This is a genomic window from Hymenobacter sp. BRD128, assembly GCF_013256625.1.
Taxonomy (GTDB): Bacteria; Bacteroidota; Bacteroidia; order Cytophagales; family Hymenobacteraceae; genus Hymenobacter.
The window spans coordinates 103,684-119,043 of sequence record NZ_CP053909.1; the positions used below are offsets into that span (position 1 = coordinate 103,684).

Here is a 15,360-nt window from a genome sequence, read left to right on the forward strand (position 1 = left end):
AGGCATTGTTATATAATAAATATATATCAATGATTAAATGTCGATTTCCAACTGGTTTTTGACCAATTTCCAATACGAGCCTTGTTGCTTAACCAGTTCGGAATGGGTACCAACCTCTATCGTTTCTCCCTTGTCCAGTACCATTATCTGGTCGGCTTGGCAGACCGTGCTCAAACGGTGGGCCACAATTATGACGGTTCGACCACGGAAGAAATCCCCTAAATTATTCATAATTGTAGCTTCATTAATAGAATCTAATGCATTTGTTGCTTCATCGAACAAAATAAATTGCGGGTCTTTATAAACTGCCCGCGCAATCAATATGCGTTGTTTTTGTCCTTGACTGATACCAATACCTTCCGGTCCAATTTTTGTATGTAGACCAGAAGGCAAGATGTCCACAAAATCACTAAGATTGGCAATTCTGATGGCATCTGTCAATTTTTTGGTATCGATTCGTTCTACCCCCACGGCTATATTACGAGCAATCGTATCGGAAAAAATATATCCCTCTTGCATGACAACGCCACATTGTGCACGCCATGAGGCATTTTTCATATGTCGAAGTGCAACGTTCCCCAGCCGAATCTCGCCGCTGCTAGGCTGGTATATATTCAATAGTAATTTCAATAGAGTTGTCTTGCCACTTCCACTCATGCCGACAATAGCAGTAGTCTTTCCTGCGGGAATATGCAAGTTCACGTTTCGTAAAACCAGTTCATTACCCGCACCGGGGTATTGGAATGCAAGTCGGGAAAGATATAGTCCAGCATTAATTACCTCGTCCATTTTGGGCTGTCCAATGGGTTCCTCGTCCGCGAGCGCATGAACCTCATTCAATCTTTCCAGGCTTATTTTAGCATCCTGCATGCTCTGCGATAGTCCGGTTAGTTGGCTGACAGGGCCGTTTAACTGTCCAATAATTTGTTGCATAGCCAGCATTGCCCCAAAGTCATTTGTCCTTGGATAACGGCCTGAGCTGCCAAACAGGTAATGAGTATATTCTTACCATCATTAATGAGAAAAGCGCCGACTTGCTGATACTGACCTAAGGTGAGACTGCTCATCTGCCACCGAAAAAGATTGGCTTGCAAGCGCTCCCAGCTCCAGCGGCTTTGCCTTTCAGCCCCGGCTAGCTTTAAATCTTGCATACCCTGAATTATTTGAACCAGTGCACTTTGGCTTCGAGCTGACAGGGTGAAGCGCTTCGTATCCAACTTACGGCGGTGACGCAGAAACAGCATTATCCACCCTACGTAAAGCACGTTAGAAATAACGTAGATGCCGAAAATAGGGAGGCTGTAGAGCGCAACCACTACACTGAGTACCAAAATATTTGCCAATGCAAAGGGCAGTGCTACTGCTTGTCCCGTTACGAAGGACTCAATGCGCTGGTGGTCGCCGATGCGCTGCATGATATCGCCATAGTGCTTGGTGTCGAAGAATGACAACGGCAGGCGCATGAGCTTAATGAGAAAGTCGGAAAGTATGCTCAAATTTACCCTAGTGCTGACATGGAGTAAAATCCAGCTCTGAATAAATTCAACGGTCAGCCTGCCGGCCATGACCATTAACTGAGCGCCCAGTACGAGGTAGATAAAGGGTAGATTTTGTGTGTTGATGCCGATGTCCACAACCGACTGGGTCAGGAAGGGAACCAACAACTGCAACGCACTGCCCACGGAAAGCCCCAAGATAAGTTGAGCAAGGAGTTGTTTGTATTGTCCGACGTAATTGAGCACCCGTCCGAGGCTGTAGTTGGTATCCGCTTCCTCGTCTTGCTCATAAAAAGCTGGCGAGGGCTCAAGTAACATCGCCATCCCAACCCGTTCGTTGTCCGCGTACGAGTTCAGCCACCCCTGCCTAAATTCTTTTACAGTATATGAAGTCAATCCACGATTTGGGTCGGCCACAAACACGGTGCCTCTCGCTTCAACGGGGAACCCATTGGTGTTGGCAATAGCTCCATAGGATGTAGCTTGGTGAGTGGCATCAAATTCCTCAACGGAAGGTTTTGACCCGAAGAGGGTAGTTAATTTACTTTTCCACTTGCTTCTTAGCTTAATATCATATACTACTACAAAGTGATTTTGTTGCCAATGGACTATACATGGTAACTGTGCCTCTTCTGCCAGTTGCTCAAATGACACCTTGATCCCCAAAGCTCGCAGTCCAATGGCTTCGGCGCCTTCAGCGATGCCCAGTAGCGAGACACCCTCTTTTCCAATTTGGGCTTTTTCGCGCATGGTTTGAGCGGAGAAATGCCGCCCATAGTGCTTTGCCACCATGCGTAAGCAGGTTGGACCGCAGTCCATTTGGTCATGCTGGATGTAAAGGGGAAATCGCATCAGTAAAAGAGATTGTCAGTAACATTGAATTTGCATTTACATGGGAGTGGCCCTGTAAAAGATGGCTGAGTGGGTGTTGTTTACTTGCTTGTTCAATCCTAAACACGGCTTCGATGCCTCAGGTATTATGGATGCGGTAGATACTGTGATGAAAAGCAAGCAATGAGGCAATAATTTTTACCTTTGGGCTCTTCCAAGGAGGGCCTTCGGGTTCATCCTGCGTAGCCTCGGTCCTTAAACGGCCGGGGCTACTTCTTTTGGGGGCTGGTGGGCCGGATGATAGTATGGGTCGTAGGGCTGGTCGTTTTTCCAGAGCGAGTAGCAAAGGAGTAAGAGCTTGCGCATGACGGCAATCACGCCGGGCTTGCCGGTGGGGTGCCGACTGCGCAGACGGGCGTAAAAAACCATCTGCTGGGGGTTGTAGCGCAGGCTGCTGACAGCCGGCAGGTACAGGGCCGTGCGCAGGCGCACGTTTCCCCGACGGGAGATGCGCGTGGCCCCGGCTGAGAGGCCGCTTTGGCGCTGCACCACGTCCAGGCCGGCGTAGGAGGCCAGTTGCCGCTCGTTTTCGACCAGGGCAAAGCCGGTCGTTTCGGCGACCAAGGCGATAGCCGTCGTCAGGCCGATACCCGGGACGCTGGTCAAATGGGCCAGCTTGCGAGCCAGGTCCGGCGCCGCCTTTACCAGGTCGGCCAAGTCTTTGTCGACTGCTTTGAGCTGTTGGTCAACTAATTGCTGTTGCATGTTGAGCCGTTCCAGGGTCCGGGCATCGGGCTGGTAGCTGTGCTGGTACGCATGGCGGCGGATTTTAAGCCGCGCCCCCTGCCCCGTCAGGCTGTGACGCTCGCGGGAGAGGGCGCGCAGCTGGCGCAGGGCCGGGGTCGGCGGCTGCCAGGCGGGCAGTACCCGCTCCAGACCCAGGCGGCAGAGCAGGCGGGCATCGAGCAGGTCGGTCTTGCTCTTTTGCTCCGTGCTTTGGGCGAAGTGCTTGGCTTTATTGGGCAGCAGCACGCTCAACGCCTGTTGCTTATCTGCCAGGAAATAGGCCAGCTCTTCGTAGTACACGCCCGTCGCCTCCACGACAAACCAGAGTGGGGCACGGGCCGCTTGCTGGCGCACGGTCCAGGTGAGTAGCTCGGCAAAGCCGGCGCTGGTGTTGGCAAAGGTGGCGGGCTTACCAAAGTGCAGGTGCTGCGTGACTTCGATGTGGCCGAAGCAGGCTACAAACGTGTCTTTGGCAATGTCGAGACCCACGACATACTTGAGGGGGGCAGCTGGTGGAACAGGCATAAGCGGGAAATAAGAAGGAAAGCAGCTTGCCAGTCAGGTTTTTACCGCAACTATCCTTGCACAAATACGGGATGTCAGCACGCAGCCGGACTCCCTCCATACTGTTCAGTCTTCGGGCAAAAACGGGAAACGGGGCACAGTCTCTATCGCACAAGGTCAGCGCCGAAACGCCGCCTTTAGGGATGGATGGTGACCCCGTTTCCTTTTCTGGCTACCCTTCTACGAAAGGCTCTGCAATCATACAAGGGTAGGGGTGATCGAGTCAAGCTGGTGAGTTTAGGGCAGTAGCTTGAATGTGTTTTTGGTGATCAAGATGCGGGGGCTGGTAGCCGATGCTAGATTGAAAGTGATAGTATATATTTATAAATATGGTAATATTAATAAAATACCTAACTAGCTTGCTCGGCGGCAAGGTTGGCAGAAACGGGCCATTCGCGGCGTTCTAGCTCTTCGATTTTGAAGCGCGACCACCGTGCGCGTTAGCATAGCATTTGCCGCGGCGACTCTGCGAGCGCAGGGCCTAGCGGTCGCGCAGCAGTTTACGGTGGTCGTTGCCACAATACTGTCCACCCAGGTCGGAGTGCACAAGCAGGTCCGGCGTAGGCGGCTGGGACCAAAAGGCGCGCCGCAAGTCCGTGCTGACTAATTCTTCGAGCATGGTGGCTGCCACATGCCAGCACAGCACATGCTGGCTGGCCACTTATTGAAACATGCACAAGTAGGTCCAGGAGCCATCGGCCAGCGGCAAATAGGTGAGGTCCTACACCCTCGTCCGGTTGGCTTGGGTGAGTTTGGGCCGGTTGAGCAGTAGTTGGGCGTGCAGCGCAAGCTGTGGGCGGAGTCTTTCGTGCGCGGGGCGAAGGTCTTGGACTGGAGGGCGTGCAGGCCCGGCCGGCGTATGGCCGAGCGCCGGCGGTCCACCCTGGCCCTTCTTGGCGCTGGGCCACCTGCAACCGGCCACGGCCGCCGAGTTGCCAGGCGTAGAAGCCGCTGGCTGGCACGCCCGGCACCTAGCACAGCCGTCGCATGGGGTAGTGGCCGCGCTCGGCGGCGATGAAGCGGTAGCGGCTCATGACGTCTGAGTCTAAGAGAAGATGGTTATGGCTTTTTTAAATATCCAACTTTTGCGCCTGCCGCCGGGCCGTCCGCTTGTACGCCTGGCAACTCGGCGGCCGTGGCCGGTTGCAGTGCAGGCCCCAACGCGGCCATCGGCTTTTGGGCGACTTTCTGCTACTGGTAGATGCGCTTGGGGTCGATGTTGAGTGCCCGCACCATGGATTGAGTCACGCGATTTTGCGCAACTAAGCGCAACGTTTCGGTACGCAAGGCGGCGTCATAGCGCCGACGTTTGGCAGGTTAAGGGCTGTCTTTAACAACGAAGGAAAGGTGCCACTCAACTCTTCCCCGCTTAAGTAGAGCACCTCAGCCGCTATCACCAACACACAGGTTTCGCTGGAAAAGTCGTAATCATCATACTGACTATAACCTAACCAACTGCCTGTCCGTTCTCCACACCTTTTGAGGCTATCCAATATGTGTGGAAGTGTCACCAGTGGTCCAATCCGGGGCCAAGTTGGTAACTGCGACTTTAAGCAAAATAGCCACTTCTCCAACTTGCGTTTAGCGAGCCGCTCGCGCTGGGGCTGCAGACTGCAAGAATTCCTGGTAGCCGCAATTGGTGCATTGATATTTCGCCCGTCCACCCGTTGCTGCCATTTTTGCGCACGTGCTCGCTTGAACAATGCCTGCACAGGTAAATCATAGTTATCGCACGGCCAATACGGTTTTACATGAGTTTAGACCACTACCCAAAAAACTAATATAAGATCCTATTTGCAGCACCCATTAAATGGTCTCAATCCACTAATGGTGTCTCTTAATATCAGAAAATAAACTATAGTTTCTGAAAAAGATTATTAAGGTTTAACTACTCTCAACCTTCCTGTCAGAACAACTTGATTCGCTAAAAAATTTAATGCAATAAGCTTGATATTGTTAAGGTTTTCTGCGGTGCTCCCTGTTTTTTCAAATAAATAATCAACAAGCTGATTACCTGAAATAATTCTGTTCTGAAAAAGTACTAAAAGCTTGTCCAACCCTTTGAGGTCCTGAGCATTTGCGCCGAGCATGTTTAAAGTTATTCCAATGAATGTATCCGTAAAATTTAAATGCCAATTATTATTTTTAATGATTTTACTCATATGTTTTAACGGCCAGTTGGTTTTTTGTATTATTGAAATACTCGATGAAGTATAACGATTTTTTAGTATGTCGTCTATTGACAACATAGTCAACATATTATAAAAAACTTCTGCATTCTTAAACTTATAAGATTTATATGTATTATTTTTATTATTTAAGCTTTCTAATGCAGATTCAAGATCATACAATTGTTTTACAAACAAATGCATTCGGTTAACATTACCCTGACTTATGTCTGAAGAGTTTTTAAGTTGATTAAGAGTAATGCCATTACGTAAAAAGAATCTCTTCGCTGATGAACTATTTTTAATTCTTTTTTTACTTTTATCTAGGCTGGAATTAATATAAGGGAAAATAGACCTATTTTCATTTTCTATCTGCTCCAGCTCTTTGCAAATACTTTTATATTCTTTAGGAAATTCGTATCGAAGTCTCATTTCTACCTGCTCACAATTGTGCATTATTCTTTTTGTCCTTCCAGCTAAATGGACATATTTAGAAGCTAATGGAACCAGATGCAGTTGCAGCATTTGGCTGAATTTTTTATCTAGATTAGGCAAAACATACTCTAATGTTTTACCATTTTTTTCAACTAATTTAGAGAACAATAGCTGTTCAATTAGGACGTTAAGCGTATCAGCCTTGGGATCTGATTGTATAGTTTGTTTATTAGAGTTAAAGAAATTTATCGCAGTTGATGCATATTGCTTTATGTATGCGTTGTCCGTTCCACCAAAAATACCGGCATTCACAGAAGTGAAAAATAGTTTAGAGGATGTGACATTTTCGTCCCATTGTAGCTCAGAAGGAATATTATGGTACGTTTTACGCATATGCAAATACAGTTTCTTATAATATCCAACGAGATGGATTTCTGGGCTTTGTACAACTAATTGTTGATTTCCATTTAAAAACTCTGTAAGTGCCTGCCATACAAAAACATCACCGTCCACATGTATAAAAGGCTCATCCTGGATATTATAAGCATGTAATTTAGGCAAAGCCCATAGTGAAGGACTATAAGAATTTATATTGTCCATACATTTGCTAACCTTAGTGTACGGCAAGTTCAACTTATTGATAAGTAATTCATAACCAAGCTCATCAGTTAAAAGCTCTACACTACGATGATATCTGTTGAGAAGTAAACAACTTAGGCTCATTCCAATATAGTGGTATCTAGATGTAAGCCAGCCCCCAGAGTGACGGTCATTAGTTAAACGAGATGTCTCGGATGGTTTGGACCAGTAACTCTGTATGATTTTCATAATTAGAATTTTTGCTGACAAGTAACATAAAATTGACAGCACGAGGTTACATAGTAATACGCAACCTTGTGCTGTCAATTGAAAATTATCAGAAATAGCAAAAATCTGATGGATTGAATGTGCAATAGCAAGGATTGACAGGACTAAAACCACATGCTGCGCCAGTTACCACACAATGCTGACAACCATCACCAGCTGTTGCGCCACCTTTTACTTGCCTCATTTGCTCTCGACTCAAGACTGTACCGATGTCTAATGAGTCAATTTTAAATCGCTTTTTCATAAAAAAAAGAAAGAAATTTTAGGCTTTTTAAAATGGCAAAGCCGATAGCCATCAACCAAAATTTTTAATTTCGTTTAAAATTTCAGGCAATATTTTCTCTAAGTCAAATATCGAATACTTATTAGGCATATTGTACCCATTAACATATAAAGTTGGGGTTTGGCTATAATCAATATTCTTAATTACGTTTAGTTGTTTATTATACATGTTAGTAGCTTGGCTGATTGTAGATAGATCATTTTCTTTATACTTGGTGGAAAACGTGTCGAGATTTTTAATGTCGTACCAATCTAAGAGGAGTGATACAGTTCTTTCTAACTCATTATAAGCACCTTTAATGTTGGCCAACCAATAATTGAATATATATTCGTTAGCGGATATTTCTAATTCATCCGGATTGTTTTTAATGAATAATAATTCTAGGCATACATCGTCTAAATGTTTTTTAACAAATTGAGATAATTGTAGCAACTTTTCCTCACATGGGCCACAATACAAGTTAGCTATCATTGTTATATGGATCGGTGAATTTATATTGCCGATAACAAATTTGCTTTCATTATCATTGGTAACATCTATCTTATCAGTAGACTTCAGAATAGAACTAAAAACAAAAAAAGAATTTTTGATTCTATTAGACAAAGCTAATTCGCCCTTTAAAGTCAACAATTCTCTAATTGTGTTATTTATTATGACAGTTGCAGACATAATACTAACAAGAGCAGCCACAGCGTAGATAAAGTGCCAAATATTCAGACCATAACCAGCGTAATTATAGTTGAAATACGCGCATTCAGCAATAATGATAGCCAATGTTAAAATACATAAATTACACCAAGTTCCAATTTTAGCTTGGTTATAAATAGAATAGGGCACTGCTAATAACGAAAACAATGATATAAATTTTAGGGTCGGAAATGCATTGAAGCCAAGCATTAATACAGTTGTAATTTGGAATGAGAAATAAGCTAATACTATGTCAGAGAGCTTAATGATATTCATTATAGTTCCGCTAGCTGACTTAGTAACTTTGTCGCATCCATCACCATGCTGAGTTGAGCAAAACTTTTCTAACTCTTCAGCAGCTATCCCTAAATCCTTGAAAACTAAGGCAAACCCAATTACAGTTCCAATTATAGGGAGTATTAGAGATGGGGCTAGATTAATTGAGCGTAAATTAAATATAGAATAAAATAATAAAAAGCAAAGAGATAAAATCAATGCGTATCTTATCCCTTTCTCTACGATATATTTTCTATATTCAAAAGTATTCGAACTTATTTTTGACTCTATTTTAATCAGCACTCCCGAAGCACGTTCGAAATTATTTATTTTAGTTATAAAATCAGGTAAGCTTTTGACCAAAATCACACCCCCGCCGTCATTATAAACATGGACTAAACATGGGTATTGAATAGCTGCGGCCTTTTTTAAGTCAACCTTAACTACATTAACCTTACATCCATGCATACTAAGTACGTCGGAAATACTCAGAACTGAAGGATAATCTGGATGATTAAAAATGTTATCCTCGATATTTGGATAGTTAGCCTTGGCGCCTATGTGCTTAAGATAGTCTATGACTACTTTTTCCATACGTACAGAATTTTTATTCATGACTAAGAGCTAAGAGATACAAAACTAAATTGTTATAAAAATCCTGATGCGCAAGTACAATTTTTCTTAATTTTAAAATATACTATAATAATACATTGTTATTATAGTATATAAATATTTTATGTAGCATTAGGCGCAAGCTTATGTATCGCTCGCTAATATAGCGGAATTCTAACAATTTTTACTAGGCTATACGTAAAATTATCGGAGACACAACATGAACAGTGTTGAACAGCCATGTTTTAAGCCGGAAGTTTAGCGAAATTCGCTTAGTAAGCAACACCGGATTTAACAATGGCGAAGGCTTACTTAAAGAGTTAGTTGCAGACAGCAACCAAGGAAGGCCACTTTGCTGCTTTTACCTTTGGCTAGCAGTCGCTCAAACAAGGCTTTGCAAGCCGCGTTCAACTTCTTAGCCGAGAAGTTACAGACAAATAATTTACCGCGAAGGAGAGCCCCACCTATCTTGGTAATGTGCGTTTTATCCAGCACGCTGGTCCCGGCGTATGCTCCCGTGGAGAGAGGCCCGCTTTAACAATGAGTTGGCCATAGTTGTCGAGGCGCGTAAAGCACCCTCAAACAGAAGCAGCATGCCCGCCGTCTTGCGGCCAATACCGGGTATGGATTGTAAGTGGCTTATTCCTACTCAAAATGTTAATCGAGTAAGGTCAATAGCTCTGCCTCAAGCGCCACCACTTGTGTACGCTTCCCCGTTCGATAAGCCAGTGGTAGGCAGAGGTTAAGCAGCTCTTGACCTCCTCCCAATTACTGAGCCGGTTGAAAGTGGAGCATCAGGCGTTCTGAAGCTCGACCGTAGTGGCGGCCGCCACTACCTCATCGGGCGTTAAACTCTGTAATGAACTGTGCGGTCGGAAGCCATTGTACTCCTGGCGCCAGTGCTCGATTTTCTCTTGTGCATCAGTCAACGATAGAAACCAGTGCACGTTCAGGCACTCGTCCCGGAAGCTGCCATTAAACGATTCACTGTACGGATTATCTGTCGGTTTGCCGGGCCGCGAGAAGTCCAGCGTGACGTGCTGGTCGTAGGCCCAGCGGTCGAGGGCCTTGTTGCTAAACTCGCTGCCGTTATCGACCTGAATGCGCTCGGGCACCACGCCTACCTGCTGGTGTAAGCGCTGCACCACGGCCACGACATCTTCGCCTTTGAGCGACTGGCCCACGTGAATAGCCAGGCACTGGCGACTAAAGTTATCGACTATCGTTAAGGCGCGGATTTTGCGGCCATCGAAGAGATTATCGGCCACAAAATCCATGCTCCAACTCTGGTGTAGCCGACCCAACGGCAGACGTTCTAACCGATGGGCAGCGGCGCGGTTACGCCGCGGGCGCTTGCTGCGGTAGTTCAAGCCTTCCAGGCAGTAAAGCCGATGAACGCGCTTGTGATTGTCGGGCCAGCCTTCCCGGCGTAGCAGGACATAAAGGCGCTGACTACCGTAGCGCACGCGCACTTGCGCCAATTCGCGCAAGCGTTGGCGCAAAACGGTATCATCACGCCCACCTGCTTTGTAAGCAAAGCTGGCGCGCTGCAAGCCAATGACTCGGCAGGCGCGGCGAGCAGAGATGCGGTAAGCGTCAATGAGGTGTTGGGCCGCGTGCCGACGCTGCACGGGCCTTAAAACTTTTTTTTGAGCACGTCCTGCAGCATCTGCTTGTCAAGGCTCAGGTCAGCCACGAGCTGTTTGAGGTGCTGATTTTCCGCTGACAACTGCTTGAGCCGCCGCAGCTCGGGTACGCCCAAGCCGCCGTACTTTTTCTTCCAGTTGTAGTAGGTGGCCTCGCTGATGCCCATCTTGCGGCACACCTCCGCGACGGTGATGCCGGTGTCGGCCTGGCGTAGGGCGAACACGATTTGGGCCTCGGTAAACTTGGTCTTTTTCAGGGCATTGTCTGGGGTTTTAAGGTACGACAATGCCCGATTTTCTCTACTTTACAATGGCCTAGTTTACTGGGAGGAGGTCACTGTGGGAATTGGTAGAAAAGCGCGGAGTGACGACGCTTGTGATTGTAATAGTCAAAATAACTGGCCACGCTGTGCGACACGTCCGCCAGGCCGCGGAACATGCGCCACTCGTGCGGCTCCCAGCCCCTCGGTTTTGAGCCGCGACCAGAGACGCTCGGCCTGGGCGTTGTCGAGACACTCGCCATCCGATCACTTGCCGGGTGTAGGCATCCTGGAAGGCGCACAGGTAAGCCCACTGCCAGGAGGTCAACGGTAAATAGGTAATATCGCTGACCAAGATGCCGCCGCAGCGGCACCTCAACCTAGTGGCCTGGCTCAACCTGGGCTGGTCGAGCAGCCGGTTAGGCGCGCAGCGTAGCCCGTGGGTGGAGTTGGTCGTGCGCGGCGTATAAGTGCAGGGCTGGCCCGTAGCCCGTGTCGACACATGGCGGCGCGCAGGCGCTGGCGGCCTACGCGTTGGTCCTGAGCCTGTAGCTCAGCCCCGCTGCCGACGGGTGCCGTAGCAGCGCATGTACTCTCCTAAAACTTCTTTCAGCGCTTGCTGCCAGTCGGCCGCCAGCGGCACCGGCACGGGTGCCCGCTGCGGATTGCGCTAAGCATAATAGTGGGCTGCTGACACGCCCAGCGTCCGGCAGAGCAGTTCGACCGGATAGTGAGCACGCTATTTGTCAATAAACTGTCAGCAGTTCATCGGTTCTCAGGAGTCGAGAAGTTGGCGATGGCTTTTTTAAAATTTCCAACTCCTTCTCCAACCGTCTGTTGGCGGCCCGCAGCTGGCATACCTCGGCCGTCTTCACTGAGTCGCCCGTCAGTGGGGCTTGCGCCTGGCGCTGCCACTGGTAGATGCGCTTAGGGTCGAAATTCAGTTCCGGGCCGCCTGGGTTGAGCGGCTCTTGCTGGCCAGGCGCAGGGGCTCCGCTTTGAACGCGTCGTCGTATAAGCGCCGCTTATCAATCTTGTCCATGGGGAAATTACCATCCCAGACCCACTCGCCTAACTTGACCACCTCAGCTTTTTCGTAGCGAGTAGCTAACTCGGCGAAATTGCTTAAGGCAGCTGAAAAAGCGTTCGGCCTTGTTGCATTTTTGGTGGATATTGGAGTCGATGAGCCGTGCGGTTTTACGGTACTTTGTGTTAGGAATGACGATTTGCGCGCCCTGGACCTCTACGGCTGCCACAATAGTGCCCGTATCGTAGGCTTTGTCAGGCAGTATATTGTCTACGCCCACGGCCAGCAAATCCGCTGCGCGTCGCCAATCGGGTTGTTGGCCGGGGCTGACCGCCATGCGTAAGAGGTTGGTTGCCCAGCGCGTTGACCACTGCGTGGATTTTGGTAGTCCGCTCGCTGCGGCCGAGAGCTGCGTCGCCGACGTGGCTTTTTGGTTACTTGCCGTCTGCTTGTGTGCCCGCATGACGGTCGAATCGAGCTAGCATCACCCAGTTCAGGTCGGATTCCTCACCGCCTCGAACAAGCGTTGAAACATGTCTTTTTGAGCCCAGCGCCGGCTGCGGTTGCGCAGCAAGTTAGGCTTTCCAAAGCGGGCAGCAACCGTCAGACACAGCCGTGGCGCGCTACCCAGAACACCACATTCTGAACAACCGACTATCGGCTCAGGTGCGGCTAACGTCGCCAGCCTTACAAGCTATGCGGCCCCAAAGGCGTCTAGGCCCGATCACTAATTTCATCAATGCTGCTTACAAGCGCAAAGGTCATTGTCTGTATAAGCTATTATGGATTCTCAGATAAAGCCTGGAAAAATATGATTTTTATGCTCCTGATTTTGAATTCTGACATTGAATGCGATGAATTATCGAGTAGATTGGGTCCCTTCATGAGGGTAGAGGGTCGCACGAGTAAGCCTGAGAAGTATGCAACTATGCGTACGATTACTTTTGCTGCCGGTTGAAGCCCGCCGCTTGTGGTCAGCACATTCCATACCGCCTATTACTATTCTTCATGAAAAGTCTGCTTTGCTACGTGGTAGTTCTCCTGACGACCACCTCATGTAGCGCCCAAAGTGGCCAATACGACTTACGCATTCGGCTAGGGGCCCGGCCGCGACCTTCCACCGCCTACTTGTGGCGACAGAGTCAGGGTCGTCTAGTGGTGGACTCCGCCCATTTATCCAATGGTGAGTATACGTTCTCCGGCATGGCCGTAACCCCTTTTCGGGCACGCTTGGTGCTCGGCCATAAGTGGTCGCTCCCACTGGGGTATGATGCGTTCCCCTTCTATCTCTACCTCGAGTCGGGCACTATACGTGTTAGCAGCCAAGACTCGTTACGGCATGCCACCTTGAAGGGTGGCCCCACTAACGCGGACTACAATGCCTTGCGACCATCGTTGCTACCGCTGGCCGAACAGGAGCAAGATGCCTATCAGGCTCGGAACCATGCCACATCGAAGAGCGAGCGCGACCACGCCCGCCAACTCTACGATGCCTTTCAGGCGTCACAACAGCAGACATTACCTCCGCTTATCCGGCAGTGGGCTCACAGTCGCGTGGCGCTGGATTTGCTGCTGGATTATGCTCCAGCGTTGGCTACGTACGAAGACTTGGCTCCCTTATATAATATGTTAGCGCCAAGTATCAAGTATAGCTCCGCTGGACAAGCATTAGGTCAGCGGATTGCTGAGCTACACGAAACGGCCGTGGGCCGCCCCGCCCCGCCATTCACCCAGCCCGATTCAACAGGTCAGACCGTGGCGCTTGCCGCCTTTCGGGGACAGTACGTGCTACTCGATTTCTGGGCTAGTTGGTGTACCCCTTGTCGGGCAGAAATCCCCTTATTAAAGGCCACCTACCAACAATATAAAGCTCGCCACTTTAACGTGGTAAGTGTATCCATGGATACTAACCGCTATTTATGGATACAAGCTTTGAAGCAGGAAAGCATGCCGTGGAAGCAAGTATCCGACCTCACAGGCCTGCGTGGTGAGCCAGCTAAACTGTACCACATTGATGGAATTCCTCAGAATTTTCTAATTGGCCCAACAGGGACAATTCTTGCTAAGAACTTGCAAGGGGATGCGCTTACTCGTAAACTCGCCGAAGTATTAGCCACAAAACCCTAAGAAGCGCCAGCGACACGCGATAAGGGCTATTATATTTTTGAGGTGGTCTAGGTGAGGCGCACAGAAGCAGGACGTATATTTCCTGAGTCATGAGCGTAGAAAAGAGCAAGAAGACGCCCGATAAGCGGCGCAAATACGATGACGCCTTCAAAGCCGAGGCATTGCGCCTGGCCTCGGAGAGCCGTAGCACGCAGGCCGCCACCCAGCAGTTGAGCATCAGCCCCAAGCTCCTCTATCGCTGGCAGCAAGCGTAGCTCATCGCCGAAGTGGGGAGCGTGGAAGTAGCCCGCGACCCAGAAGTGCGCCAGCTGCGCGCTCAGCTCAAACGGGCGGAGCAGGAGCTCGACATTTTAAAAAAAGCTTTGGTCATCTTCGGCCAGCTGACTCGGTGAGCACCTACCGCTACATCGCTCAGCGCCAAGGGCAAGTGCCCGTGCGCCAGCTCTGTCAGGTGCTGCGCGTGTCGGCTAGCGCGTACTATGCCTGGCAGCATCGCCAGCTACCTGCGCCGGAGCCAGCTTGGCAAGCAGCTGTGCGCGCGCAGTTTAGGTGGCATGTGGCCCGCTACGGCACCCGCCGCCTGCGCGCTGAGCTGCACGCCCAGGGCTACCCAGTAGGCCGCTGGCGTATCCGGCGGGCGTTAGCCGCCGCAGGCTTGCGCGCCCAACAACCCCGCTCGTTTGTGCCCCGCACGACTGATTCCGACCCGACAGTGCGGGCCGCACCGAACCTGTTGCTGGGCCAACCCGCGCCGACTGCACCCAATCAGGTTTGGGTGGGCGATATCACCTACTTGCCCAAACAGGGTGGCGGCTGGCTCTACCTGGCGACGTGGCTCGACCGCTACTCGCGCAAAATCGTGGGCTGGGACGTGCGCGAGTCCATGCCCGAAGCCCTGGTCAGCGAGGCCTTGCGCCGCGCCATGGCCGTGCGCCAGCCCGCGGCTGGATTAATCGTCCATTCTGACCAAGGTAGCCAATACGCGGCCACCAACTTTAAGGCCTTAGTAGCTCGTCATCAGGCCCTGCAAAGCATGAGTCGGCGCGGCAACTGCTACGATAACGCCCACGCCGAATCGTTTTGGAGTCGACTTAAAACTGAATTGCTCGACGGCGGCAGCTTCCGCAGTCTGAGCGAAGCGCGCCTAGAAATCAGCCACTACCTCGCTTACTACAACGCCGAGCGCCGGCATTCCTCCCTCGGCTACCTCGCCCCCAACCACTTCGAAATCCACTTCCAAACCACGTCCTAACTCTGTGCGGCCTAGCTAGACCACCTCACTTTAAATTATATTT

The 15,360-nt window shown here is 49.6% G+C and carries 11 protein-coding genes; 3 read left to right on the plus strand and 8 right to left on the minus strand.

Annotated elements, in window-relative coordinates:
* Positions 1–33: 33 nt before the first annotated feature.
* The 8 genes from GKZ68_RS22855 to GKZ68_RS22865 form a co-directional block, all read right to left on the minus strand.
* Positions 34–933, minus strand: a complete 900-nt coding sequence (locus tag GKZ68_RS22855; RefSeq protein ID WP_173118782.1) for a peptidase domain-containing ABC transporter — start codon at positions 931–933, stop codon at positions 34–36.
* On the minus strand, positions 909–2,348 hold the full coding sequence (locus tag GKZ68_RS22860) for a cysteine peptidase family C39 domain-containing protein (RefSeq protein ID WP_367949241.1): 1,440 nt from the start codon (positions 2,346–2,348) through the stop codon (positions 909–911). Before GKZ68_RS22860 ends, GKZ68_RS22855 begins: the two co-directional genes overlap by 25 nt.
* 234 nt (positions 2,349–2,582) lie before the next feature.
* Positions 2,583–3,638 carry an IS110 family transposase gene (locus GKZ68_RS20890; RefSeq protein WP_173118784.1) on the minus strand — a complete coding sequence of 352 codons (1,056 nt, stop codon included), beginning with the start codon at positions 3,636–3,638 and terminating at the stop codon, positions 2,583–2,585.
* A 520-nt stretch (positions 3,639–4,158) separates the two neighbouring features.
* The gene (locus GKZ68_RS20895) at positions 4,159–4,338 is read right to left on the minus strand and encodes a hypothetical protein (protein WP_173118786.1); all 180 of its coding nucleotides are present in this window, start codon (positions 4,336–4,338) and stop codon (positions 4,159–4,161) included.
* Positions 4,339–5,554: 1,216 nt separating this feature from the next.
* Positions 5,555–7,108 carry a DUF6734 family protein gene (locus GKZ68_RS20900; RefSeq protein ID WP_173118788.1) on the minus strand — a complete coding sequence of 518 codons (1,554 nt, stop codon included), beginning with the start codon at positions 7,106–7,108 and terminating at the stop codon, positions 5,555–5,557.
* A 334-nt stretch (positions 7,109–7,442) separates the two neighbouring features.
* Complete coding sequence (locus GKZ68_RS20905) at positions 7,443–9,008, minus strand: vitamin K epoxide reductase family protein (protein ID WP_173118790.1); 1,566 nt, start codon at positions 9,006–9,008, stop codon at positions 7,443–7,445.
* Positions 9,009–9,799: 791 nt separating this feature from the next.
* Positions 9,800–10,908, minus strand: a protein-coding gene (locus GKZ68_RS20910) for an IS3 family transposase (protein ID WP_254244317.1) whose coding sequence is annotated in 2 segments (ribosomal slippage) — positions 9,800–10,656 and positions 10,656–10,908 — 1,110 coding nt in all. Because the reading frame shifts where the segments join, the coding sequence is not laid out codon by codon here.
* 77 nt (positions 10,909–10,985) lie between these two features.
* Positions 10,986–11,174 (minus strand): integrase core domain-containing protein, encoded by a 189-nt coding sequence (locus GKZ68_RS22865; protein ID WP_367949243.1) that lies wholly within the window; start codon positions 11,172–11,174, stop codon positions 10,986–10,988.
* A 1,772-nt stretch (positions 11,175–12,946) separates the two neighbouring features.
* Between GKZ68_RS22865 and GKZ68_RS20915 the strand changes: the two genes are divergently transcribed.
* From GKZ68_RS20915 to GKZ68_RS20925, 3 genes are all read left to right on the plus strand, one after another.
* Positions 12,947–14,065 (plus strand): TlpA disulfide reductase family protein, encoded by a 1,119-nt coding sequence (locus GKZ68_RS20915; protein WP_173118792.1) that lies wholly within the window; start codon positions 12,947–12,949, stop codon positions 14,063–14,065.
* Positions 14,066–14,154: 89 nt separating this feature from the next.
* Positions 14,155–14,319, plus strand: a complete 165-nt coding sequence (locus tag GKZ68_RS20920; protein ID WP_173118794.1) for a transposase — start codon at positions 14,155–14,157, stop codon at positions 14,317–14,319.
* A complete protein-coding gene (locus GKZ68_RS20925; protein ID WP_302052026.1) occupies positions 14,304–15,317 on the plus strand; it encodes an IS3 family transposase in 1,014 nt (337 codons plus the stop codon). Before GKZ68_RS20920 ends, GKZ68_RS20925 begins: the two co-directional genes overlap by 16 nt.
* The last annotated feature ends 43 nt before the right edge of the window (positions 15,318–15,360 follow it).